The 21,342-nt window shown below is 66.1% G+C and carries 21 protein-coding genes; 10 read left to right on the plus strand and 11 right to left on the minus strand.

The window, feature by feature from the left end:
• The first annotated feature begins 124 nt into the window (after positions 1-124).
• Together KUV74_RS17875 and KUV74_RS17880 are read left to right on the plus strand one after the other, a co-directional pair.
• Entirely contained in the window at positions 125-1,369 is a 1,245-nt protein-coding gene (locus KUV74_RS17875; RefSeq protein ID WP_108132716.1) for an ABC1 kinase family protein, read from the plus strand.
• A 68-nt stretch (positions 1,370-1,437) separates the two neighbouring features.
• The gene (locus KUV74_RS17880) at positions 1,438-3,279 is read left to right on the plus strand and encodes an SEC-C domain-containing protein (protein ID WP_108447713.1); all 1,842 of its coding nucleotides are present in this window, start codon (positions 1,438-1,440) and stop codon (positions 3,277-3,279) included.
• A 218-nt stretch (positions 3,280-3,497) separates the two neighbouring features.
• Here the strand turns inward: KUV74_RS17880 and KUV74_RS17885 are convergent, their stop codons facing one another.
• Positions 3,498-4,874 carry an AmpG family muropeptide MFS transporter gene (locus KUV74_RS17885; RefSeq protein ID WP_222516998.1) on the minus strand — a complete coding sequence of 459 codons (1,377 nt, stop codon included), beginning with the start codon at positions 4,872-4,874 and terminating at the stop codon, positions 3,498-3,500.
• A gap of 215 nt (positions 4,875-5,089) precedes the next feature.
• On the opposite strand from KUV74_RS17885, the gene rfaH reads away from it, so the two are divergent.
• From rfaH to ccoM, 3 genes are all read left to right on the plus strand, one after another.
• On the plus strand, positions 5,090-5,632 hold the full coding sequence (gene rfaH, locus KUV74_RS17890) for a transcription/translation regulatory transformer protein RfaH (protein WP_045994239.1): 543 nt from the start codon (positions 5,090-5,092) through the stop codon (positions 5,630-5,632).
• Positions 5,633-5,654: 22 nt separating this feature from the next.
• Complete coding sequence (locus tag KUV74_RS17895) at positions 5,655-6,161, plus strand: peptidylprolyl isomerase (RefSeq protein WP_222516999.1); 507 nt, start codon at positions 5,655-5,657, stop codon at positions 6,159-6,161.
• Positions 6,162-6,356: 195 nt separating this feature from the next.
• Entirely contained in the window at positions 6,357-6,470 is a 114-nt protein-coding gene (gene ccoM, locus KUV74_RS21010; protein WP_286985057.1) for a cytochrome c oxidase subunit CcoM, read from the plus strand.
• A 162-nt stretch (positions 6,471-6,632) separates the two neighbouring features.
• On the opposite strand, the gene KUV74_RS17900 is transcribed toward ccoM, so the two are convergent.
• On the minus strand, positions 6,633-8,354 hold the full coding sequence (locus tag KUV74_RS17900; RefSeq protein ID WP_045994237.1) for a proline--tRNA ligase: 1,722 nt from the start codon (positions 8,352-8,354) through the stop codon (positions 6,633-6,635).
• Between the two features lie 305 nt (positions 8,355-8,659).
• Between KUV74_RS17900 and KUV74_RS17905 the strand changes: the two genes are divergently transcribed.
• Positions 8,660-9,145: a hypothetical protein gene (locus tag KUV74_RS17905; protein ID WP_253029412.1), complete on the plus strand. Its 486-nt coding sequence runs from the start codon at positions 8,660-8,662 to the stop codon at positions 9,143-9,145.
• 134 nt (positions 9,146-9,279) lie between these two features.
• Here KUV74_RS17905 and KUV74_RS17910 read toward each other — a convergent pair whose 3' ends face one another.
• Entirely contained in the window at positions 9,280-10,491 is a 1,212-nt protein-coding gene (locus KUV74_RS17910; RefSeq protein ID WP_083970565.1) for a benzoate/H(+) symporter BenE family transporter, read from the minus strand.
• A gap of 264 nt (positions 10,492-10,755) precedes the next feature.
• Here KUV74_RS17910 and KUV74_RS17915 point away from each other — a divergent pair, with 264 nt between their 5' ends.
• A complete protein-coding gene (locus KUV74_RS17915) occupies positions 10,756-11,349 on the plus strand; it encodes a helix-turn-helix domain-containing protein (RefSeq protein ID WP_045994260.1) in 594 nt (197 codons plus the stop codon).
• A 19-nt stretch (positions 11,350-11,368) separates the two neighbouring features.
• On the opposite strand, the gene KUV74_RS17920 is transcribed toward KUV74_RS17915, so the two are convergent.
• From KUV74_RS17920 to KUV74_RS17945, 6 genes are all read right to left on the minus strand, one after another.
• The gene (locus KUV74_RS17920) at positions 11,369-12,343 is read right to left on the minus strand and encodes an N-acetylmuramoyl-L-alanine amidase (protein WP_315900863.1); all 975 of its coding nucleotides are present in this window, start codon (positions 12,341-12,343) and stop codon (positions 11,369-11,371) included.
• A gap of 104 nt (positions 12,344-12,447) precedes the next feature.
• A complete protein-coding gene (locus KUV74_RS17925) occupies positions 12,448-13,254 on the minus strand; it encodes a DUF3307 domain-containing protein (RefSeq protein WP_222517001.1) in 807 nt (268 codons plus the stop codon).
• The gene (locus KUV74_RS17930; protein WP_045994262.1) at positions 13,251-13,883 is read right to left on the minus strand and encodes a hypothetical protein; all 633 of its coding nucleotides are present in this window, start codon (positions 13,881-13,883) and stop codon (positions 13,251-13,253) included. Before KUV74_RS17930 ends, KUV74_RS17925 begins: the two co-directional genes overlap by 4 nt.
• A 157-nt stretch (positions 13,884-14,040) precedes the next feature.
• A complete protein-coding gene (locus KUV74_RS17935) occupies positions 14,041-15,219 on the minus strand; it encodes a vWA domain-containing protein (protein ID WP_045994263.1) in 1,179 nt (392 codons plus the stop codon).
• On the minus strand, positions 15,219-16,064 hold the full coding sequence (locus tag KUV74_RS17940; RefSeq protein ID WP_045994264.1) for an AAA family ATPase: 846 nt from the start codon (positions 16,062-16,064) through the stop codon (positions 15,219-15,221). Before KUV74_RS17940 ends, KUV74_RS17935 begins: the two co-directional genes overlap by 1 nt.
• An 85-nt stretch (positions 16,065-16,149) precedes the next feature.
• Positions 16,150-17,067: an NAD(P)-dependent oxidoreductase gene (locus KUV74_RS17945; RefSeq protein ID WP_045994265.1), complete on the minus strand. Its 918-nt coding sequence runs from the start codon at positions 17,065-17,067 to the stop codon at positions 16,150-16,152.
• A gap of 233 nt (positions 17,068-17,300) precedes the next feature.
• On the opposite strand from KUV74_RS17945, the gene KUV74_RS17950 reads away from it, so the two are divergent.
• Together KUV74_RS17950 and KUV74_RS17955 are read left to right on the plus strand one after the other, a co-directional pair.
• Entirely contained in the window at positions 17,301-17,942 is a 642-nt protein-coding gene (locus KUV74_RS17950; protein WP_222517046.1) for a LysE family translocator, read from the plus strand.
• 22 nt (positions 17,943-17,964) lie between these two features.
• Entirely contained in the window at positions 17,965-18,732 is a 768-nt protein-coding gene (locus tag KUV74_RS17955; RefSeq protein ID WP_222517002.1) for a metallophosphoesterase family protein, read from the plus strand.
• Here KUV74_RS17955 and KUV74_RS17960 read toward each other — a convergent pair.
• Positions 18,729-19,577, minus strand: a complete 849-nt coding sequence (locus KUV74_RS17960) for an alpha/beta fold hydrolase (protein ID WP_261395551.1) — start codon at positions 19,575-19,577, stop codon at positions 18,729-18,731. The two genes, KUV74_RS17955 and KUV74_RS17960, sit on opposite strands and share 4 nt — an antisense overlap.
• 165 nt (positions 19,578-19,742) lie before the next feature.
• Here KUV74_RS17960 and KUV74_RS17965 point away from each other — a divergent pair, with 165 nt between their 5' ends.
• Positions 19,743-19,931, plus strand: a complete 189-nt coding sequence (locus KUV74_RS17965) for a hypothetical protein (RefSeq protein WP_222517003.1) — start codon at positions 19,743-19,745, stop codon at positions 19,929-19,931.
• A gap of 154 nt (positions 19,932-20,085) precedes the next feature.
• Here the strand turns inward: KUV74_RS17965 and KUV74_RS17970 are convergent, their stop codons facing one another.
• Positions 20,086-21,204, minus strand: coding sequence for a nucleoid-associated protein (locus KUV74_RS17970; RefSeq protein WP_222517004.1), 1,119 nt, complete (start codon positions 21,202-21,204; stop codon positions 20,086-20,088).
• Between the last annotated feature and the right edge of the window lie 138 nt (positions 21,205-21,342).

A 21,342-nucleotide genomic window follows, 5' to 3' on the forward strand; every position in this document is an offset into this window, starting at 1 on the left:
TACAAGTCCTATATCATTTTTGTGTGCAGATGCGGGTAAGGTGACCGTCTTGTGACGCGCTATCCTCCCGGTGAGGCCAGCGTTGCCAGCATCTTGCAGGGCGCCCGTACGGGCAGGAGGCAGCATGCGTCAGTCAGGCCGGACACGCCGGATGCTCGGGTTGTCCGCTCGTACCGGATCGACCCTGCTGCGCTCGAGAATCGGCGGCAAGGCCGATTGGCAGGCGCTCGGCGAGTCGCTGTTTGAAGGCCTCTCCGAGCTCAAGGGGCCGGCGATGAAGATCGCTCAGGTCATGTCCCAGTGGGATGACCTGCTGCCCCCGGCCCTGGCCGAAGAGCTTGCCCGGCTACAGAAGGATGCTGCTCCGGCGCCCTGGGCCGAGATCAAGGTGGCGCTTGAGGCAGAGCTCGGCGACCTCGATGCCCTGTTCGACGAGATCGAGCCCGAGCCCTTTGCCAGCGCCTCCATGGGACAGGTGCATCGGGCCCGGACCCGGGACGGTCGTACCCTGGTGCTCAAGGTGCAGTACCCGGGGCTCGATCGGGTGCTGGAACAGGACCTGGTGCAGGTCAGAAGGCTGCTGCGACTGGGTCGCTGGCTCAAGGTGTCCCAGGCACGCCTCGATGCTCTATTCGACGAACTCGCCGATGGACTGCGGCGCGAGCTCGACTATCGCGCCGAAGCGGACGCACTGGAGCGCTACCGGCGGCGCTATGCCGATCACCCCGACCTGGTGATGCCGCAGCCCGTGAAGGAGCTCAGTGGTCCAAGGGTGCTGGCGATGGAGTATCTGCCGGGGACGCCCCTGCGTGACCTCGAAGGTGCCGACGATACCCTTCGTCAGCGGGTGTCGCGCACCCTGGCGGACTGGATCACCGAGGAGCTGTTCACCCACCATGAACTGCACGCCGATCCCCACGCCGGCAATTTTGCCGTCGATGAACAGGGCCGGCTGGTGGTGTATGACCTGGGCGCCGTGATCGCGGTCCCCCGGGAGCGGCTGGCCGGTCTGGTGGCGCTACTTGGGGCAACCCTGGACGGCGACCCCATGGCCATGGATGAGGCCGTGCGCGGGCTCGGCGGTCGACAGGGAGAGGGCGCGCCGCTGGCGCTGTATCGCGAATCCGCGGAAGCGGTGTCGCCGCTGTTCGCGCCCGGTGAGCAGGACTTCGGCGATGTACGGGTGCATCGGCGTCTGCGCGAGCTGAGCCCCCGGGTGTGGGGCGCGCTGGACCGCCTGCAGCCCCCTGCCGGCATGCTGTTGCTGGCGCGTACGCTCAATGGTCATTACTGGAACCTGGTGCGGCTCGAGGGGCGCCTGGACATGCATTCACGGAGTGCACAGTTGCTGGATGCCTACGCCGTCTGAGGCGCGGGTCTGCCCAGCCGGTGCATGCACTGTTAGACTGTGCCGTTTTCAATTTCGGGGAGATAGCGATGCTGGCGTTATGGGTGGATCAACTGCTGGGTTTTGCCGCGGGCGCCCTGGCAGCCATTCGGCAGGATGAACGCTATCCGAGCTTGATGAGCTGGGCGCGCGAGGAGGGGCCTGCCTGCGTGGGCGGTGACAAGGCCCTGGCCCAGGCGCTGGCTCCCGAACTGTGGTCCCAGACGCCCCTGGCACGTCTCGACTTCGCCTGTGAAACCCTGGCACGCCCTGGCCGCAACGAGCCTTGCTGGTGCGACTCTGGACGCAAGATGAAGCAGTGCTGCGGTGCCGTCAGCCTGCCCGGTCACCTGCCGCCTCATCTGATGTGGATGCTGTCGCTGCGCGAGTGGAAAGGGGAGACGCTGAAGGCTGCCCTGGCCAGTGGTCGCGCCCCTGCCCAGGCGCTGTTGGAGGCGGGGCTGATCGCAGCCGAATCGGGCCAGCGAGGACGTGCCCAGCAGATCCTCGAGTCACTGTTCGACAATGCCGACTGGGAGCGCCTGCCGGAACAGGCCGAGCCCGCCTTCGAGATCCTGCTGGACCTTTTCCAGGAGCGCGGTTTCCACCGCAAGCGCGAGGCGCTGCTGGACGAGGTGCTGGAGCGGGGACCGATGTTCCTGCGTGGCGTGGCGCTGGAGCGGCTGTGTCTGATGCACCTGGACAACGACGATCTCGACAGTGCTCGCTCGGCCTTCGTGCGTGCCCAGCAGGCCCTTCCCGATTCGCCGACCCTGGCCTATATCGAGGCCATGCTGCTGCTCCACGAAGGTCACGACGAGGAAGCCATGGAGCGCTCGCGCTTCTGGCTGCGGCGGCTGACCCGCCAGGGTGATCTCGACCCCGACCAGCTGCAGTTCCTGGCCGACCTGGCCGACAACCCCGGCGCCACCCTGGCCGATCAGCTGCTGTGCGCCGAAGAGGATCTCGGCGAGCCCCTGGTGGGTCTGCAGACCCTGCTGGCGGAGTTGCCGCCGCCCCCGCCGATCAAGGTGGTGGAGGAAGATGGGCAGTTGCTGTATCGCTCCACGGCGCGGGAGGACACGCTGTTCGCCGCCTTCCAGGAGGGTTTTCAGGTCGACGTGGATCCGGATGCGCCGATGGGCTTTCTCGGAGATCCCTGGTTCAATGCCGCAGCCTGGTTGCCGGCGCTGTGTGCCAACCCCGAACAGCTTGATTCACCGGCGGTGCTGCAGTCGGTGTCGCTGGCGCTGACCAGCCGTTTTGGCAGTCTGCCGTGGATGGCGCCGAGTCTGTTCGAGCCCCTGGCCGAGCGTCTCGAGCGCTGGCTGTTACAGATTCGTCAGAGTGGCGACGGCGCCTTCCAGTGGGACCAGGAAGACAACGCTCAGCTGCTGCGGGCGGGGCTAGCACTGGTGGTGGGCATGGAACGTGGCTCCCGCCAGCACTCGCGGGAACTGGCCGAGTTGCTGCTGTCGCTGGACGAGCAGGACAGTCTGGGGCTGCGCGAGCTGGTGCTCGACCAGTTGCTGCGTGAAGGCCGCGACGACGAGGCGCTGGAGATCAGCCGCCAGGCCCTGGAGGTCGGCCCTGCCGATGACGAGACGCCGCTGCTGGGCATGTACATGGGGCAGGTGCTGGCGCTGTACCGACTGGGCCAGCTCGACGACGCGGCCCTGGCATTGGAAAGCGCCCAGCGCCACAACGCCCACGCGGTGGCGCTTCTCTGCAGCGACAACCCCAAACGTGGCGCCATCCCCGGCAATGGCCAGCTGGCCGAGCCCGGCACCCGCGCCGAGGCCTGGCAGTACCGTACCCTGATGCGCGATCAGTGGCGCAGCACACCGGGCGCGCTGGCCTGGCTGGAAGAGCGCAGCGGACGGCGCGGTTGATCGCAAGCCCTGTTCAAGGGATGCACTACAAGGCGGGCTCAGCAAGGTGGGATTGGTCACGTGCCTGCGCTGGATGACGGTTCCGACCGAGCCTGGGGGCGCGTAGCGCCGAAGGTCTACTCAGACCCCCAGTTACGGGGCCAAACGCTGAAGTACCATGGAAAAAGAGGGCCGACAATGTCGGCCCTCTTTTGGTTATGCACGCTGCATCGATGGCGTCATGGCTTGTCGAGGCTGACGGCGTGATCCCCTGGGTCGCGCACATGGTATCGCCAGACCCACAGCGCCATCAGGATGGCCGGTACGCCCAGCGCCGAGGCCAGCACAAAGAAGCTCGGGTAGCCCATTCCCTCCACCACCAGCCCGCCAAAGCCCGACAGGAACTTTCCGGGCAGGGTCATCAACGACGAGAACAGGGCGTACTGGGTGGCGGTGTAGGCCCGCGAGGTCAGGCTCGACAGGAAGGCGATGAACACTGCGCTTGCCAGGCCATTGCTGAGGTTGTCGCCGACGATAGTGAGCACCAGCAGCGAGTGCTGGGCGCCACTGAGCGCCAGCCAGGCGAACATCAGGTTGGTCAGCACGGTGGCCGTAGCGCCGAGCACCAGGATGCGTCCGATGCCGTAGCGCACCACCAGCACCCCGCCGACCAACCCGCCGACAAGACTCATGATGACGCCGAACACCTTGGTCACGGTGGCGATGGTGTCGAGGCTGAAGCCCAGGTCGACGTAGAGCGGATAGGCCATCGAGGCCATCGCCAGGTCGCTGATGCGATAGATGCCGATAAACAGCAAAAGTCCCAGTGCGCCCAGTCCGAAGCGCCCGAAGAAGTCGAGAAAGGGGCAGACCACGGAGCCGATCAACCAGGCGCCGGTGCGCCGGACCCATGCGGGCCGGCCGCGGCTGGCGCGCAGGAAGGCGCGCACCCGGGGCTCCTTGGCCAGGCGACTGGCCAGCGGTTGGCGCGGCGGCTCGGGACGCAGCAATACGGTGATCATGCCCACCGCCGTCAGTGCCGCCATGCACTGGTAGGACACCTGCCAGGAGAAGGCCGACGCCAGATACAGCGCCCCTGCACCGGCCATGATCAGGCCGCCGCGATAGCCGATGATGTAGGTGGACGCCATCGCTGCCTGGACCTCGTCCTCGGCCGACTCGATACGAAAGGCGTCGATGGCGATGTCCTGGGTAGCCGAGCCGAAGGCCACCATCAGCGCAAACAGCGCCACCGCGCCGAGCTGGGAGGCCGGGTCCAGCGACGAAAGGCCCAGCAGGCCGCCCATGATCAGCGCCTGGCCGGCAAGCATCCAGCTGCGCCGCTGGCCCAGCAGGCGGGTCAGCAGCGGCAGGCGGAAGGCGTCCACCACCGGTGCCCAGAAGAACTTTATCGAGTACAGCAGTCCAATCCACGAGAAGAAACCGATGGCGGCAACCTCGACCCCGCTGGTACGCAGCCAGGTGGTCAGGGTGGAGAACACCAGCAGAAAGGGAAGGCCCGCAGAAAAGCCCAGAAACAGCATGGCCAGCACGGGTAGTCGCAGGTAGACGCGCAGGGCGTCGACCCAGGGATGCTGGCCGGACGAGGTGGGCATGGATAGCCTCCTTGCAGTTGGTCGGCCACAGGCCGCCTTCCGAATGGTAAAATGCGCGCAACATCTCGGTGCGGCTCGACGAATTGTTGCAAAGCCGCAGGGGCGATACCAGCGGTGATCATCAAGGGTCGTCGGCAACGCACCGGGAACCGCGTCAATGACAGGCGATACTGCCGGCTTGGTGGCTGGTGGTGGTTGAGTCTGGAAGGAGTCACATGAGTCACAGCAATATCGAGGCGGGCCTGGGGGGCGATGCCACCCCGCGCTGGTACGTGGTCCAGTGCAAGGGCGGAGAGTCGTTCCGGGCCGCCGAGCATCTGGCCAACCAGGGATACGAGCTCTTTCATCCAGTGCTGGAGGTGCAGAAGAAGCGCCGCAACAAGCTGACCTGGGTCGAGGAGCCGCTGTTCCCCTACTATCTGTTTCTGCGGCTCGACCAGGTCGAGAGCAACTGGCGCCCGATTCGCTCGACCCGCGGAGTGTTGAAGATCGTGACCTTCGGGCTGTCGATGCCGGTGCCGGTCAGCGATGAGCTGATCGACCTGCTGCGCCAGCACGGCGAAGCCAAGGACGACGATCCTGGCCAGCTTTACTTCCGGGCCGGAGAGTCGGTGGAGATTACCGACGGACCCTTCAAGGACCTCAAGGCGGTGTTCGAGAGCCACAAGGGCGAAGAGCGGGCGATCGTGCTGCTCAACATGCTGCATCGCCAGCAGCGCCTGGAAATGCCCGTCGCCGCGCTCAAGCGCCAGGACTGATGTCGACTCCAAGGAGCCCGAGATGAGAATTTCTCCCCAGTGTGTGGTGCGTCTGCACTATGTCCTGAGCAACCAGCAGGGCGACGTCCTGGACGATTCCTGGAAGCGCGATGAGCCGCTGGAGTATCTGCACGGCCACGGCAACTTGATGGAAGGCCTCGAGCGCGCTCTGGTCGACGCCGAGGTCGGCAGCCGCCTCAGCGTCACCCTGTCCCCGGCCGAGGCCTACGGCCTGCGCGACGAGTCGCTGGTGCGCGAGGTGGGGCGCCAGGCCTTTCCCGGCACCGATCTGCGCCCCGGCATGTGCTTCCAGACCCCCGGCGATGCCGGCCCGCAGATCGTCAGCGTGGTAGAGGTCAAGGGGGACAGCGTGGTGGTGGACACCAACCACCCCCTGGCCGGGGAGACCCTGTCGTATCGCCTTGAGGTGCTCGAAATTCGCCAGGCCACCCGAGCCGAACTGGCCAAGGGGCACCCGCTGCCGCCGGGTACCGAGGCCTCCGAGGTGGAGGACCGCAAGGTCCTTTAGGGTCCCGGCAGCGGTAGCTGGAGGCGCTTTCGCTGAAAGGGTGCCACAGACGACGAAAAAGCCGCCTTTTGAAGGCGGCTTTTTCGTCGTCATGGCGGGCCGATGTCTCGCGGTCACCCTTGACGCAGGTCAGCACAATTCAAGGGCCGACCGGGTACCATGAATTCATCGACACAGAGACAGGAGGACAGCGCCATGTACGTCGACAACGCCGTCATTTTCGGGCTGGGTGCCGTCGCTCTCTCTGTGGCCTTCATGGCCGGCTGGATCGCTTTTATCATCCGCGACGCTCACCGTCGCAAGCGATAGCCGTCAACCAGCGTCAGGGGAGGGGGAGTCATCCCCCTTTTTCAACCGACCCTTCGGGGTCGGTTTTTTTTGGTTTATTGCTTCTGAGATCACCTGAACTCGCCTGAATTCCATCCGCCTGCCAGGCGCGCCGCGACAAGCCGCGGCGCGCCACGCGGGGCCTTAAAGGGCGATGCGCTGCTTGAGGAACTCGACGATCTCGTCGGCGGGCACCATGGTGGCCTCGCTGTCACGGCGACCCTTGTACTCGAGCTCACCCTTGTCGAGGCTGCGATCGCCCACCACCAGTCGATGGGGCAGGCCCATCAGTTCCTGATCGGCGAAGCGCACGCCGGGACGCAGATCACGATCATCCAGCAGCACGTCGAAGCCGGCGGCGCTGAGTTCGTCGTGCAGGCGCTCGCTGGTCTCGCGCACGCGCTGGGACTTGTGGGCGTTCATCGGCACGATGGCGATATGGAAGGGGGCGATGGCGTCGGGCCAGATGATCCCGCCCTGGTCGTGGTTCTGCTCGATGGCAGAGGCCACCACGCGGGTGATGCCGATGCCGTAGCAGCCCATCCAGGGGTGAACCGCCTTGCCTTCGTCGCCCAGCACGGTGGCATTCATCGCCTCGCTGTACTTGCGACCGAGCTGGAACACGTGGCCTACCTCGATGCCGCGCTTGATCGACAGCACGCCCTTGCCGTCGGGTGACGGGTCACCCTCGACCACGTTACGCAGGTCGGCGACCTTGGGCAGGGCCACGTCGCGCTCCCAGTTGATGCCGAAGTAGTGCTTGCCGTCGACGTTGGCACCGGCGCCGAAGTCGCTCATCAGCGCCACGCTGCGATCGATGACGATCGGCATCTCGAGCCCCACCGGGCCCAGCGAGCCGGGGCCGGCGCCCACGGCGGCGCGGATCTCTTCTTCGCTGGCCATGGTCAGCGGCGTCGCCACCTCCTCGAGGTGCTCGGCCTTGACCTCGTTGAGTTCATGATCACCGCGCACCAGCAGCGCCACCAGGCCGCCCTCGTGGCCGTGCACCATCAGGGTCTTGATGGTCTTCTCGATGGGCAGGCCGTGCTGCTCGACCAGGGTGGCGATGGTCTTGGCATTGGGGGTGTCGACCAGCCTCAGCTCCTCGGCGGGCTCGGCGCGGCGGGCATCGCTGTCCAGGGGCGCAGGCAGGGCCTCGGCCTTTTCCATGTTGGCGGCGTAGTCGGACTCGGTGGAGAAGACGATATCGTCCTCGCCGGAGTCGGCCAGTACGTGGAATTCGTGGGAGCCGGTACCGCCGATGGAGCCGTTGTCGGCGATCACCGGACGGAAGTCGAGACCCAGGCGAGTGAAGATGCGCACGTAGGCGTCGTACATCTTCTGGTAGGTGTCCTTGAGCGAGGCCTCGTCCAGGTGGAAGGAGTAGGCGTCCTTCATGATGAACTCACGCGAGCGCATGACCCCGAAGCGCGGACGGATCTCGTCACGGAACTTGGTCTGGATCTGGTAGAAGTTGGCCGGCAGCTGCTTGTAGCTGGCGATCTCCTTGCGTACCAGGTCGGTGATCACCTCTTCGTGGGTCGGGCCGACGCAGTAGTCACGCTGGTGTCGATCCTTCAGGCGCAGCAGTTCCGGACCGTACTGCTCCCAGCGGCCGGACTCCTGCCACAGCTCGGCCGGCTGCACCGCCGGCATCAGCAGCTCCTGGGCGCCGGCACGGTCCATCTCCTCGCGCACGATACGCTCCACCTTGCGCAGGGTGCGAAGGCCCAGCGGCAGCCAGGTGTACAGGCCGGAGGTGAGGCGGCGAATCATGCCCGCGCGCAGCATCAGCTGGTGGCTGATGACCTCGGCGTCGGCAGGAGTTTCCTTCAGGGTACTGATCAGAAGTTCGGTGGCGCGCATGGGTCCGCAGGTTCCTTCACATCGAGTCTGGTAAGCGCTGGAGGCGAGCAGGACAGCAGGCTGTCCCGTCGATGGCCGTCGAGGGGCATCCTCGGCGACTCGCATCCGGCCATGAAAGTGACGTGCATTGTACGGGGAAGGTGTCATGCCGGCAAAAGCAACCGCCACCGTTGGTGGCGACAAGGAGCGACGGGTGGCGAACGTGGTAGGATGCGCATGAGTTTTATCATGCTGGGCAGCGGTCGAGTCGTTGTCGGCACCGCTTTCCGTCATTTATGCCAGATTACTGCAAGAGGAAGTTGTTCATGCTGCGTCCGCCCCGTCTGCTTACCGGCCTGGTGCTTGCCACCACCCTGACCTCGCTCGTCGGCTGCGGCACCGTCTTTCACCCTGAACGCAAGGGGCAGATCAGTGGTCGCATCGACCCGGTGGTGGCGGTGGCCAACGGCGTCGGCCTGCTGTTCTTTATCGTGCCCGGGGTGATCGCCTACGCGGTGGACTTCTCCAACGGCACCATCTACCTGCCGGGTACGGGCTCCGCCAGCGTCGATTCTCTGCCCATGGGCGAGGGACGCGATCTGGCGAGCCTCGAGCGGCTGGTCAGCGAACGTGTCGGTACCGAGGTCAAGCTGAGCGACGAGCTGGTGCGTGTCGAGCAGGTCGAGAGCCTGGATGAGGCCCTGGCCATGGTGCGCATGGCCAGTGACGAGGCGACCCACGCTGGCCGTGGTTTGCCAGCCCGTGCCTTGCCAGCCAGTGCCTCGCCCGACAGCGTGTCGCTGGACGGCTGAGATCGATCACGCCGGGTGCGCGCGCAGCACCCGGCGGCTGCTCCTGTGGTTCTTCCCTTGTCTTGTGATCCTTCCATCGCCGCCTGAGCGGCCGCCCCCGCAGCATCCTTCCCGCAATCTCTACCGCCCCCGACTCAGCGCCTGCGCTGCAGTCTCAGCACGATCAGCCCCGCCACCAGGCCCCAGAAGGCCGAGCCGATGCCCGCCAGGGTCAATGGCGATGCGGTGATGGCGAAGGTGACCAGCACCGCGTCCAGGTTGTCGCCGTCGCTGAAGGCGGTACGTAGCGCACCGCCCAGGGTGGCCATCAGCGCAAGTCCCGCCACCACCGCGATCATGGCGCTGGGCAGGGCGTCGAACAACGACGCCACCGTCGCCCCCAGGGCGCCCAGCAGCAGATAGCCCATTCCCGCCGCAATGCCGGCGGTGTAGCGTCGCCCAGGCTCGCGGTGGGCCTCTTCGCCAAGGCAGGGGGCCGCGCTGATCGCCGCCATGTTGACGCCGTGGCCACCGAAGGGTGCCATCAGCAGCGACGCCAGGCCGGTGGCCCCCAGGCTTGCCGCCACCGGCGGCGTAAAGCCCGCGCTTCTGACCATGGCGAACCCCGGCAGGTTCTGGGTGGTCAGGGTGACCGCGAACAGCGGTATGCCGATACCCAGGCACACCACAGGATCGAAGGCCGGGGTCACCCAGGCGGGACGGGTCAGACTCACGGCAACACCCGCCAGACTCAAGTCGCCGCGGCCCAGGCACAGCGCCACCCCCGCGGCCAGGACCGTGACGATGGCCAGGCGTGGCGCCAGGCGGCGGCACAGCATCCATACACCCAGCAGAGCCAGCGGCAGCCAGGGGTCCGTCTGCACGGTGGTGAAGACTTCCAGCACGAAGGGCAACAGGATGCCGGCCAGCATGGCCGAGGCGATCGACGCCGGCACCACCGCCATAATGCGCTCGACCAGGCCGCTGGCGGCGACGGCGAGCATCAGCAGCGATGACAGCAGGAAGGCACCGACGGCCTGGTCGAAGGGCACGCCGGGCAACTGGGTCACCAGCAACGCCGCCCCGGGCGTCGACCAGGCGGTCAGCAGCGGCATGCGATAGCGCCAGGACAGCCCCAGCGATGTCACACCCATGCCGATGCCCAGGGCCCACATCCAGGAGCCGATCTGGGCCTGATCGATAGCGGCGGCCTGGGCCGCCTGGAAGATGATCGCGGCGGAACTGGCGTAGCCGATCAAGACCGCGGCGAACCCGGCGGCCAGCGTGGAGGGATGAAGGTCGTCGAGCATCTTCGGGCGATGCGTCTGGCCAGCCTTGGCGGCCAGTGAACTTGGCGAAGCTTTCATGAGACGGTCCAGAAAAAGCCAGGGAAACCGCGGAGCGGGTACATTGGTGCTTGTGCGTTATAACGTCCAAGGCTAGCAGTGGACGTTATAACGCACAAGCATGCTGAAGTGAGAGAAGAGAGAAGAGACGAGAGACGAGGAACAAGAGAAGAGGAACAAGAGGCAGGAGTCGTGGCGCGTAAGGTGTGGTGTGCTGACCGCAAGCGACGGCGGGCCAGCGGCGTAAACCTTGCGTATACTGGGCCGACCTTTCTGGAGGCCGCCATGCAGGATATTGCCGACCATATCGCCACCACCCTGAAGGGACTGCGCCAGGCTCAGGGCTGGAGTCTCGAGCGTGCCGCTCGCGAAACCGGCGTCAGCAAGGCCATGCTCGGCCAGATCGAGCGTGGCGAGTCGAGTCCCACCGTCGCCACGCTATGGCGTATCGCCAGCGGCTTTCGGGTCAGCTTCTCGTCGCTGTTCGGGAGCCCGACACGGGCCATGGACGGCCCCCTGGAAGAACGGCGCGTGAGTATCGACGATTCGGTATGGGGCAGGGACAGCGCCGGCATGCGCGCCAAGCTGCTGTTTCCCTATGATCCCATGCTGGGTTTCGAGATGTTCGAGATCGAGCTGGCCGAAGGCGCCGAGAGCGCTTCGAGTCCCCATGCGCCGGGGGTGGTGGAGCATCTGGTGGTGGTGGAGGGCGAGCTGGTGCTGGCGATCGACGACGACTGGCATCTGTTGAAGGCGGGGGAAGGGCTGCGCTTCTTCGCCGATCGTCCCCACCTGATGCGCAATGAGGGGCCGGGGACGCTGCGCTTTCACGATGTGATCCACTATCTACCCGGTGCCGCCAGCGACGGTTCCGGTTGAAGCTCGTCCCGTCACGTCGTCAGAGTGCTTTCCGTTGCGCTCCTTGTTCCAATTGCTCCAGCGCCTCGGGTCGATAGCGCTCGAGCAGGGCCCATAGCCTTGCCGCGCTGTCGGCGTCTGGCTGGCCATCGAAGTTCGCCGGTCGAAAGTGCAGTTGGAAGGCCCGCAGGGTGGCGCGACTGGCGTCATCCCACACGCCACTGGCTTCGATCCCGTAGCCCCAGGCGGCCAGCGCCCGCTGCCATTCGATCAGCGCCGGTGGTTCACGCTCGAAGCGGCTGCGGTAGTGGGCGACGCGCGGGGCCTCGGGCCAGGCGCCGATGCCGGCCTCGTGAAGCTTGCGCCAGGGAAAGGCCGGCCCCGGGTCGAGCTTGCGCAGCGGTGCCACATCGGAGTGCGCCAGCACGTGCTCCGGGGCGATCCGGTGACGCTCGATGATATCCCGGGCCAGCGGAATCAAGGCGTTGAGCTGGTCATCGGGGTAGCTTGCCCAGCGCACCGGGCCCTCGGGGGCATCTAGCTCGCTGCCGACCCAGGGGCGATCGGGCCCCTGGTTGACGATCTCGATGCCGATGGAGGTGTCGTTGAGCCCCACGCGATTTCCCCAGCGGCTGGCGCCGGCGTGCCAGGCACGGCGGCTCTCGGGCACCAGCTGGAACACCACCGGGGTATTCTGCAGGCGGCGTGTGGGCAGCGGCACCAGGTAGTGGCTCGATACCCGGGGCCCGGTCAGGGCGCGCAGGGAGTCGGCCTGGTTCTCGTCGGTGTAGTGCAGGATCAGGAAGTGCACGCGGCTATTGTGGCCCCGAGCCGGGTGGCGATGGTCCACCACATAGCCGTCGCGCGGCTCCAGGGCGGGGCCCCGCTGGATCAGCGCCTCGGTGGCCAGGCCGCCGGCAAGGTCGCAGCCGGCAAGCCCGATCAGTGAAACGAGCAGTGTACTGACGAGCAGCGCGGGCCTGCGTCGATCGCGGAGATGCCCCGGCGCAGTCACGAAGATCGTGGCGTTTTGCCCTGTCCACTTCCTTATACACTTGGTCAGCCACCCGGTTAGCCACCTGGTCAGCCACCTTGTCATGCACTTTGGCATCCGTTCTGTCATCCGCTTTGGCCTCCAAGCCACAGTCGCACCAGCAGGCCAAGCACCAGGGTGCTGGTGACGCTGGCCAGGGTTCCCAGCAGCACATACTCGGTCAACTTGCGGTCTCGGCTCTCCTTCAGGTCACCAAAACGCAGCACGGACTTGGCCGCCAGCAGAAAGCCGCCGGCGGTGAGCTGGTCGAGCAGGGTCAGGGTCAGTACCAGCAGGCGCTCGAGGATGCCGATGCGGGCGCCGGCCCGATCCAGCGTACCGGGTGCCTTGAGTTGTCGAGCCAGGGGGGCCATGGCCAGGGCGATGGCGACCGCCATGGGCCGGGTGACCAGCAGATAGGCGAGCAGCAGGAGCAGCGAGGACGGTGTGCTCAGGTGTGCAAGCATCGCTGTCAGTGGCGACAGGCTACCGACGAGCCACAGCCACACCAGCACGATGGTCGCGCCGTGCAGGCCCTGGTCGAGCATGAACAGGCCAAGTTGCCGGGTGGGCCAGCGGCGCGTCGCCTTGGCCTTGGCGGCATCGATCGTCCAGTGGGCGAGCCCCAGCATCACGGCCGCCATGGTGGCGTCGATGCCGTCGTCGATACCGGCGACAGACCGCAAGGCGCACAACGCAAGCCAGGCAAGGACGGCATGCACCAGAGCGTGCAGTGCCAGACAGGGACTGCGTATGCCGCGGGTCTGTCTATCCGCTACCCAGCGATCCGGTTGCAGCACGAAGTCGCCAAGCAGGTGCGCCAGCAGCAGGGCCAGTAGAAGCGACAGCGACGACGATGACGCTGGTGCGAGATCCAGGACCAGAGTGTTCATGTGCGCTCCTGCGCCGCCGACGCCAGACAGGCCAGGGTATCGCTCAGCAGTGCCCAACGGGCGGTCTTCAGTCGCTTGTGGACACTGGGCTGGCGGATGCCCAGTCGGCCGGCCATCTCGGCCTGGGTCAGCTCGGGCTCGGCCAGGCTGAGGGCCACCACCTGAGCGGAGGGGCTGGACCAGGCGTCGATCATCTCGTCGAGATAGCGTATCAGCAGCGACTCGGCGGTGGTCTCGGGCTGGTCGAAGCCAAGGTGAGCGCCATGGGCGGACAGACCGTCCAGGGCCTGCCCTGAGGCCATGAAGGGGGGATCATCGGCGTCGGCCAGGGGGGCGCCCGGGGCCCAGCCCGCCGGGCCCCGGGCGACGGCGATACGGGCGTCCCAGCGTTCGTGGGCTGGACTCTGGCCGATCAGGCTGGCGCGCAATGCCACCGCCGCCTCAAGGCCCCGGTCGCCCTGGCGGATGGCCAGTTGGAAGCCATCGCCACGAAAGCGGTGGAAGTCGCCGTCGTGGCGTCTGGCCAGGGCCTCGAGGGTGTCATCGAGGCAGCGGTAGAGGGCCTCGCGATCACGTTGACGAGAGGCAATCAGGTCGCCAGTGAGTACAGCGATGATGGGATCGGACATGACGCGGATGGCTCCGTGGTGAGCGCGGATAGCGCTAGAGACCTATTACGCCTATTTATAGCTTGATTCGGCTATTTTCTCACGAAATTGCCTGATGCGGTGATTGCGGGCGACGGCGAGGTGGTGCCAACTGTCCGGTCCCCCAGCAACACCATGGTCAGCGCGCCAGTTCGCGCATCGCTTCATCCAGTCCCTCCAGCGTCATGGGATACATGCGCTCGTGGATCAGCTCGCGAATCAGCCGGGTCGAAGGAGTGTACTCCCAATAGCGCGGCGGGTTGGGGTTGAGCCAGACCAGCCGCGGGTAGCGCTCGGCCAGGCGCCTGAGCCAGACCCCGCCCGGTTCCTCGTTGAAGTGCTCCACGCTGCCGCCGGGGTGGGTGATCTCGTAGGGCGACATCGACGCATCGCCGACCACCACCACCTGATAGTCGGCACCGTAGGTGCGCATCAACTCCCAGGTCGAGAAGCGCTCCTTGTGGCGTCGGGCGTTGTTGCGCCAGACGCCCTCGTAGAGGCAGTTGTGGAAGTAGAAGTGCTCCAGGTGCTTGAACTCGGAGCGCGCCGCCGAGAACAGCTCCTCGCAGACGCGGATGTGGTCGTCCATGGACCCGCCCACGTCGAGAAACAGCAGCACCTTGACCGCGTTGTGACGCGGCGGGCGCATGCGCAGGTTGAGCAGACCGGCGTCCCGTGCGGTATCGCGGATGGTGGCGTCAATGTCGAATTCCTCGAGCGCCCCCTGGCGGGCGAAGCGGCGCAGGCGACGCAGCGCCATCTTGATGTTGCGCGGCCCCAGCGCCTGGTCGTCGTCGTAGTCGCGAAAGCGCCGCTCGTCCCAGACCTTGACCGCACGCCGATGGCGCGAGCCATCCTGGCCGATGCGTACGCCCTCGGGATTGTAGCCGTAGGCGCCGAAGGGGCTGGTGCCGCCGGTGCCGATCCACTTGCTGCCGCCGGCGTGGCGCTCCTTCTGCTCGGCCAGGCGTTGCTTGAAGGTCTCGATCAGCTTTTCAAGCCCACCCAGCGACTGGATCTGCGCCTTCTCCTCGTCGCTGAGTTGACGCTCGAATTCACGGCGTAGCCAGTCGTCCGGGATCAACGCATCGATGGCCGCATCGAGGCCTTCCACCGACCCCATCCAGGCGGCAAAGGCGCGATCGAAACGGTCGAAATGGCGCTCGTCCTTGACCATCACGGTACGCGCCAGCCGGTAGAAGTCGTCGATATCGGCGAATACTACGCCGGCTTCGACGGCGGCGTGCAGATCCAGCAGCTCGCGCAACGAGACCGGCACCTGGTGACGGCGCAGGGTGTCGAATAGATCGAGAAACATCAGCGACCCTGACGCCGCACCATGAAGGCGAGGCGCTCCAGCAGAGCGGTGTCCTGCTCGTTCTTGACCAGGGCGCCGGCCAGCGGCGGCAGGCTCTTGGCCGGATCACGCTGGCTCAGGGCCTCGCGGGCGACCTCGTCGGCCATCAAAAGCTTCAGCCAGTCGACCAGTTCCGAGGTCGACGGGCGCTTCTTGAGCCCCGGCGCCTCGCGCAGCTCGAAGAACACCTCCAGCGCCTGGCTGACCAGCCGCGGCGCGATATCCGGGAAGTGCACAGCGACGATGCGCTCCATGGTGGCGCGGTCGGGAAACTCGATGTAGTGGAAGAAGCAGCGGCGCAGGAAGGCGTCGGGCAGCTCCTTCTCGTTGTTGGAGGTGATCACCACGATGGGCCGGTGACGGGCGCGAATGGTCTCTCCGGTCTCGTAGACGAAGAACTCCATGCGGTCGAGTTCCTGCAGCAGATCGTTGGGGAACTCGATGTCGGCCTTGTCGATCTCGTCGATCAACAGCACCACCCGTTCGTCGGCGGTGAAGGCTTCCCACAGCTTGCCCGGACGCAGGTAGTTGGCGACGTTGTCGACGCCTTCCACGCCAAGCTGGGAGTCGCGCAGGCGGCTGACCGCGTCGTACTCGTAGAGCCCCTGGGCGGCCTTGGTGGTGGACTTGATGTGCCAGGTGATCAGCCGGGTGCCGAGCGAGGCGGCGAGCTCCTCGGCCAGCAAGGTCTTGCCGGTGCCCGGCTCACCCTTGATCAACAGCGGGCGCTTCAGCGTTACCGCGGCATTGACGGCCTGCTTGAGGGCATCCGTGGCGACGTAGGTGGAAGTCGAGTCAAACGCCATGGGCGAGGATCCTGAATAACGAAGTGGCAACGAAGTGATTTCAAACGAGTGTACGGTAGCCCCGTGGGCGGAACAATCCTCGGCGTCAGTGCTGGGCCTCGTCGTCTCGATACAGGCGAATCAGCGTCGCCGGATCCTTTTCACCCTCGCCGCGGGCGAGCCGGCTGCGCATCAGCTGGGCAGCCAGGGCCGCCATGGGCGTGGCGCTGGACTGACGATGCCCCTGGGCGGTGGCCATGTCGACGTCCTTGAGCAGGGTGCGCAGGTGCCAGCTCGGCGCCTCGAAGTCGCGACTGGCCATGCGCGGGGTCAGCATGCGAAAGGGCGTCGAGTCGGCGAAGCCACCGGCCAGGGCGTCGGGCAAGCGACTGGCGTCGACCCCGCTGGCCTCGGCCAGCGCCACCATCTCGGCGATGGCTGCGGTGGTGCAGCCGACCAGTAGCTGATTGCACAGCTTGGTGACCTGGCCCGAGCCCACCGGGCCCATGTGGGTGATGCGCGAGGCCAGCGGGGCGAGGACCTCACGGGCCGCCTCCACGTCCGCCGCGTCGCCGCCACACATGATCGCCAGGCTGCCCGCTTCGGCGCCGGCCACGCCGCCGGAGACCGGCGCATCCACCCAGCTCACGCCCGCCTCGCTGGCGGCCTGGGCCAGCTCCCGGGTGGCGGCGGGGTCGGCGCTGGTCATGTCGATGATGCGCTGTCCCGGTCGCGCCCGGGCGATGACGCCGTCGCTGCCGAGCATCACTTCGCGCAGCACCTCGGTATTGGCCACGCAGCTCAGGATCACGTCCACCTCGGCGGTCAGCTCGGCGACGCTGTCGGCTACCCGGGCACCGGTGTCGGCGGCCACCGCCTCGGCCTTGGCCCGGGTGCGGTTATACAGCGTCAACGGATGCCCGGCCTCGGCCAGCCGGCGGCTGAGTGGATCGCCCATCAGGCCGATACCGATAAAGCCGAGGTGAGGCAGCGTAGATGATGTGGTCGAGCGGGGAAGCGGCATGACGAACTCCTGTGCAGGGGCGGGTGGTCGTGACACCCCGGTTGGCCAGTGCCAGGGGGGGGCGTGAGTGGGGGGAAGCGTCTAGCATGCGTCAGTCGGTCGTGCTCCCTCAACTGATAGTGTGGACGCGCCCGGACGCGCGACCTAGTCTGGGGATTCACCCCATGCCCCCATCGGGGCGTCTGGCGTGTTCCTTTATTCGATACTCCATCTTTATCCAGGCCAAGACCGCGATGCTCGAGTACTCCCTGGCCCACTGGGTCACGTTTCTGTCGGCGGCACTGCTGCTCAACCTTTCCCCGGGGCCGGACATGGCCTACGTGCTGGGCCAGACCGCACGCCATGGCCGCCGTGGCGGCTTTGCCGCCATGTTCGGGGTATGGAGCGGGGCGGGGCTGCACGTCGTCATGGCGGCGCTGGGTCTGTCGGCGATCCTCGCCACCTCGGCGCTGGCCTTCAGTCTGGTGAAGTGGTTGGGTGCCGCCTATCTGGTGTGGATGGGGCTCAAGTCGCTGCTGGCGCGGGGGACAGAGGACGACGCCGCAGTGCCTGTCGTGCCTGCCAGCGGCACCCGCATCTATCGCCATGGAATCATGATCTCGCTGCTCAACCCCAAGGTCGCCATCTTCTTTCTGGCCTTCCTGCCCCAGTTCGTGGTGGCCGGGGCGGGACCCGTCAGCCTACAGCTGGCGCTGCACGGGCTGGCCATCATCCTGGTAGCGGCCGTGGTCGAGCCTCCGCTGGTGATCGCCGGGGCCAGGCTGGCCAAGGCCCTGCGCGGCAGTCGCAGGCTTGGGCTATGGTGTGAACGAGGGTTGGGTGCCTTGTTCGTGGGATTGGGCGCGAGGCTTGCCCTGACCGAGCGTAACCTCTAGCCGGGAACCGGGAGGCGACACCATGCGCCTGAGAATACTGTCCGACCTGCACCTGGAACACTTCGACGGAGATCGCGAGCTACCGGAGATCGAAGCCGACGCGGTCATCCTGGCCGGGGACATTCACCTCGGGCTCAAGGGGCTCGAGTGGGCGGCCAGGCGCTTTGCGGATCAGCCGGTGATCTACGTGCCCGGCAACCACGAATTCTACGAGCACCGCATGGGCGCCCTGCGCCGGGAGATGGCCACACGGGCCGGGGAGCTTGGCATTCACCTGCTCGACAATGCCAGTCTGGAACTCGGCGGCGTGCGCTTTCTGGGCACGACACTGTGGACCGACTTCGCGCTCTACGACGAGCGTCCCGACCCGCAGGACATCCCCACCGAGACGCTGTCCGCTGCACTGCGACAGATGCCCGACTTCGCGGTCATCGAAGAACCCGAAGGTGAGGTCTTCTCGCCGGAACGCAGCGTCGAGCTGCACCGCGAGGACCGGGCCTGGCTTGAGGCCGAGCTCGCCAGGCCGTTTGGCGGTGCCACGGTGGTGGTCAGCCACCACGCCCCCCTGGCCGAGTGCATTCCCGCCCACTATCAGGGCGACCCGCTGTCGCCGGCCTTCGCCTCGCGCCTCGAGGCGTTGATGGAGGGCGTGGCGCTGTGGGTCCACGGCCACGTCCACGACCCGGTGATGCTGACGGTGGGGGACACCCGCGTGGTGGCCGTGCCCGGCGGCTATCCCGGCGAGCGCCCGGAGGATGACCTGCGCCTGGATCGTGTGGTCGAGGTCTAGGCAGACCTGTCGAGAAATTCGAGGATATGACGGCTGGTCGCCTCCGGCTGCTCGTCGGTCACCCAGTGGCCGGCGTCCTTGATCCATTCAAGTCTGGCGCCGGGTATGGCATCCGCCAGCATCGGCGCGTAGTCCGGCTTCTGGAAGTTGTCCTTGTCGCCCCATAGCACCAGGGTATCGATCTCGAGGTTCTTCAGCTCACCGGCGATGGCCTGGGTGTATTCCTTGTTGAGGCGGCGCATGTTGCGGAAGAAGGCCGCCTTGCCTTCGGCGCTGTTCCACGGCTCGACGTAGATTTCCTTCAGGCGCTCGGTCGCCGCCTCGGGATCGTGGACGCCCTTGGGCATGAAGTCGCGCATGGTCGCGATGAACTCCTCGACGCTGGTGGACGCCTCGACCCCCGGCTCCAGCATCTGCTTGAACTCTGGTATCGGCCAGGAATCGAAGCACACGCTGTCGATGAGTACCTGGCGGCGTACCCGCTCTGGATGGTTGACCGCGATCAGCTGGCTGACGCCACCACCGATGTCGTGGGAGACGATGTCGGCGCTGGGCACTCCCAAGGCATCCATCAGCTTCACGAGGAGGCGGGCCTGGGCATTGATGGAGACGTCGGCATCCGTGGGCATGTCCGACTCGCCGTAATTGAGCATATCCGGTGCGATCACGCGATACTGCCGGGCTAGTTCCGGCATCACATGCCGCCACATCAACTTGTTGGTCGGAATGCCGTGGATCAGCAGCAGCGGCTGGCCTTGTCCCATCTCCTTGTAGGCGAGGCGATGGCCTTCGATCCAAGTATGGCGCGTTTCGACATGTTCCATTACGTCGCTCACGTTGCTCATCTCCCTTGCACCTTGGTGGCGGTGCGTCGATGTACCTGAGGTCACGGACTGACCTTTGCGATGTCGCGTCGTCACCCTAACGGTCATTGAGCGATCACTCAAACTATTTTTGAGTGATCGCTCTAAAATGGTTCAAGAGATGTGCATGCCCGCAATGCAGGACCCATGGCGTTGCGGCATGAAGCGTTGTGGGAAGAGGTGTTGTGGCAAGGGACGTTGCAGCAAGAGGAGCTGCAGAAAGGGGCGTTGTGGCAAGGGACGTTGCAGCAAGAGGAGCTGCAGAAAGGGGCGTTGCGGCAAGGGGCGTTGCAGCAAGAAGAGCTGCAGGGAGGGGCGTTGCGGCAAGAGACGTGAGTTGCGGGAAGGAACTGGATGCAGCGAGAAGAGCGACGACAGGGGACCGGATGGTCGCCGCTCTCGTCGTTGGCCAGGGATCGTCATGCACTGAGGCTGAAGCAGGGCCAAGAAGGCTCTTCTGGCGAGCCTTCTTGGCCCTGATAGAGGACTTTTAGCCGCCCTGGAGCTGTTCCTTGAGCTTGTTGGGCAGCTTCTTGATGATCAGCCGGTCGCGCTCCTCGTCGTACTCGATGCTGTTGCCGAGCAGATGGGAGTCGAAGCTGATCGAGACGCCCTCGGCGCGGCCGGTGAAGCGGCGGAACTGGTTCAGGGTGCGCTTGTCCGGCGGAATCTCCGGCGACAGCCCGTAGTCGGCGTTGCGGATGTGCTCGTAGAAGGCCCGCGGCTTGTCGTCGTCCACCAGCGCGGACAGCTCGTCCAGGGTCATGGCCTCACCACGGCTGGCCTGATCCTGGGCGTAGTCGATCAGCGCGTCGGTCTTCTCGCGGGAGGTCTCCTCGGCCATGTCCTCGCGCTCCACGTAGTCGCTGAACGCCTTGAGCAGGGTGCGGGTCTCGCTCTTCGGGTCGACCCCTTCGCTGGCGCCGAGCAGCGCCTGCAGGTCGTCCGCCAGCTTGCGCGCACCACGGTCGGCCAGCAGTGACAGGTACTGGCTCGACGGGCCGCCTTCCTGCCATTGGGTCAGGTTGAGGCGAAAGGCCAGCGACATCTGGCTGTGGTTGACCTGCCCGGTAATGGCGACGCGGCCGTCGTCACCGATGACGAAGCCGTCACGATGGTGCACCAGCGCCAGAAACAGGTGACGGGTTTCGCCCTGGCGCTGGTCGGCGAGGATCAGGTGCCCACCGGTGGGCAGGTGGTCGTCGACCAGTGTCTTGATCGCTTCACCCAGAGACGCCGCGAGCGTTTGCAGGTCGCGTTCGTCCTGAAGGTAGGCTTTGAACTCGGCCGGGAAGCGGCTGGACGTGGCGACCAGGCCGGTGGATTCAGCCGCGGCGTCGTCCCAGGGCGGGGTATCATCAGCCGGGGGCTCGTCAACAGAGGCATCGCTGGCGCCCACAGCGTCCTGCTCTACCTCGCTCACCGCGACAGTATGCTCATTGAGCCGTCCCCAGCGCTTGGCCTTGCCGTGGTAGGCATCGGTCAGGCGGGTGACCAGGCTGTCCAGGGCGTCACTGTCGGGATGCAGTTCGCTTGCGGGCACAAGGGTTGCCGGACTGTCGCTGGCGCTCTTCTCGAGGCGCTGGATGACACAGGCGGATATCGGCATGGGGACCTCGTGGGAAGGGGCGGCGGCAGATGATAACGCAATTGGGAACCACTGCATAAATTGCTGCGCTCGATACTCACGGGCCGTCCATTGGCCGCCGGCGGTGTTCAAGCTTCTCATTTAAGCATATGTAAAATA

Origin of the sequence: Halomonas sp. DP1Y21-3, from assembly GCF_019801245.1 — a bacterium.
GTDB lineage: Bacteria > Pseudomonadota > Gammaproteobacteria > Pseudomonadales > Halomonadaceae > Halomonas > Halomonas litopenaei.

Coding starts and splice junctions, on each gene's coding strand:
- KUV74_RS17965 (WP_222517003.1), top strand. CDS start 19,743: ATGGCGTTGCGGCATGAAGCGTTGTGGGAAGAGGTGTTGTGGCAAGGG.
- KUV74_RS17875 (WP_108132716.1), top strand. CDS start 125: ATGCGTCAGTCAGGCCGGACACGCCGGATGCTCGGGTTGTCCGCTCGT.
- KUV74_RS17960 (WP_261395551.1), bottom strand. CDS start 19,577: ATGAGCAACGTGAGCGACGTAATGGAACATGTCGAAACGCGCCATACT.
- KUV74_RS17950 (WP_222517046.1), top strand. CDS start 17,301: ATGCTCGAGTACTCCCTGGCCCACTGGGTCACGTTTCTGTCGGCGGCA.
- KUV74_RS17940 (WP_045994264.1), bottom strand. CDS start 16,064: ATGGCGTTTGACTCGACTTCCACCTACGTCGCCACGGATGCCCTCAAG.
- ccoM (WP_286985057.1), top strand. CDS start 6,357: ATGTACGTCGACAACGCCGTCATTTTCGGGCTGGGTGCCGTCGCTCTC.
- KUV74_RS17915 (WP_045994260.1), top strand. CDS start 10,756: ATGCAGGATATTGCCGACCATATCGCCACCACCCTGAAGGGACTGCGC.
- KUV74_RS17925 (WP_222517001.1), bottom strand. CDS start 13,254: ATGAACACTCTGGTCCTGGATCTCGCACCAGCGTCATCGTCGTCGCTG.
- rfaH (WP_045994239.1), top strand. CDS start 5,090: ATGAGTCACAGCAATATCGAGGCGGGCCTGGGGGGCGATGCCACCCCG.
- KUV74_RS17930 (WP_045994262.1), bottom strand. CDS start 13,883: ATGTCCGATCCCATCATCGCTGTACTCACTGGCGACCTGATTGCCTCT.
- KUV74_RS17885 (WP_222516998.1), bottom strand. CDS start 4,874: ATGCCCACCTCGTCCGGCCAGCATCCCTGGGTCGACGCCCTGCGCGTC.
- KUV74_RS17895 (WP_222516999.1), top strand. CDS start 5,655: ATGAGAATTTCTCCCCAGTGTGTGGTGCGTCTGCACTATGTCCTGAGC.
- KUV74_RS17945 (WP_045994265.1), bottom strand. CDS start 17,067: ATGCCGCTTCCCCGCTCGACCACATCATCTACGCTGCCTCACCTCGGC.
- KUV74_RS17905 (WP_253029412.1), top strand. CDS start 8,660: ATGCTGCGTCCGCCCCGTCTGCTTACCGGCCTGGTGCTTGCCACCACC.
- KUV74_RS17935 (WP_045994263.1), bottom strand. CDS start 15,219: ATGTTTCTCGATCTATTCGACACCCTGCGCCGTCACCAGGTGCCGGTC.
- KUV74_RS17880 (WP_108447713.1), top strand. CDS start 1,438: ATGCTGGCGTTATGGGTGGATCAACTGCTGGGTTTTGCCGCGGGCGCC.
- KUV74_RS17910 (WP_083970565.1), bottom strand. CDS start 10,491: ATGAAAGCTTCGCCAAGTTCACTGGCCGCCAAGGCTGGCCAGACGCAT.
- KUV74_RS17955 (WP_222517002.1), top strand. CDS start 17,965: ATGCGCCTGAGAATACTGTCCGACCTGCACCTGGAACACTTCGACGGA.
- KUV74_RS17900 (WP_045994237.1), bottom strand. CDS start 8,354: ATGCGCGCCACCGAACTTCTGATCAGTACCCTGAAGGAAACTCCTGCC.
- KUV74_RS17970 (WP_222517004.1), bottom strand. CDS start 21,204: ATGCCGATATCCGCCTGTGTCATCCAGCGCCTCGAGAAGAGCGCCAGC.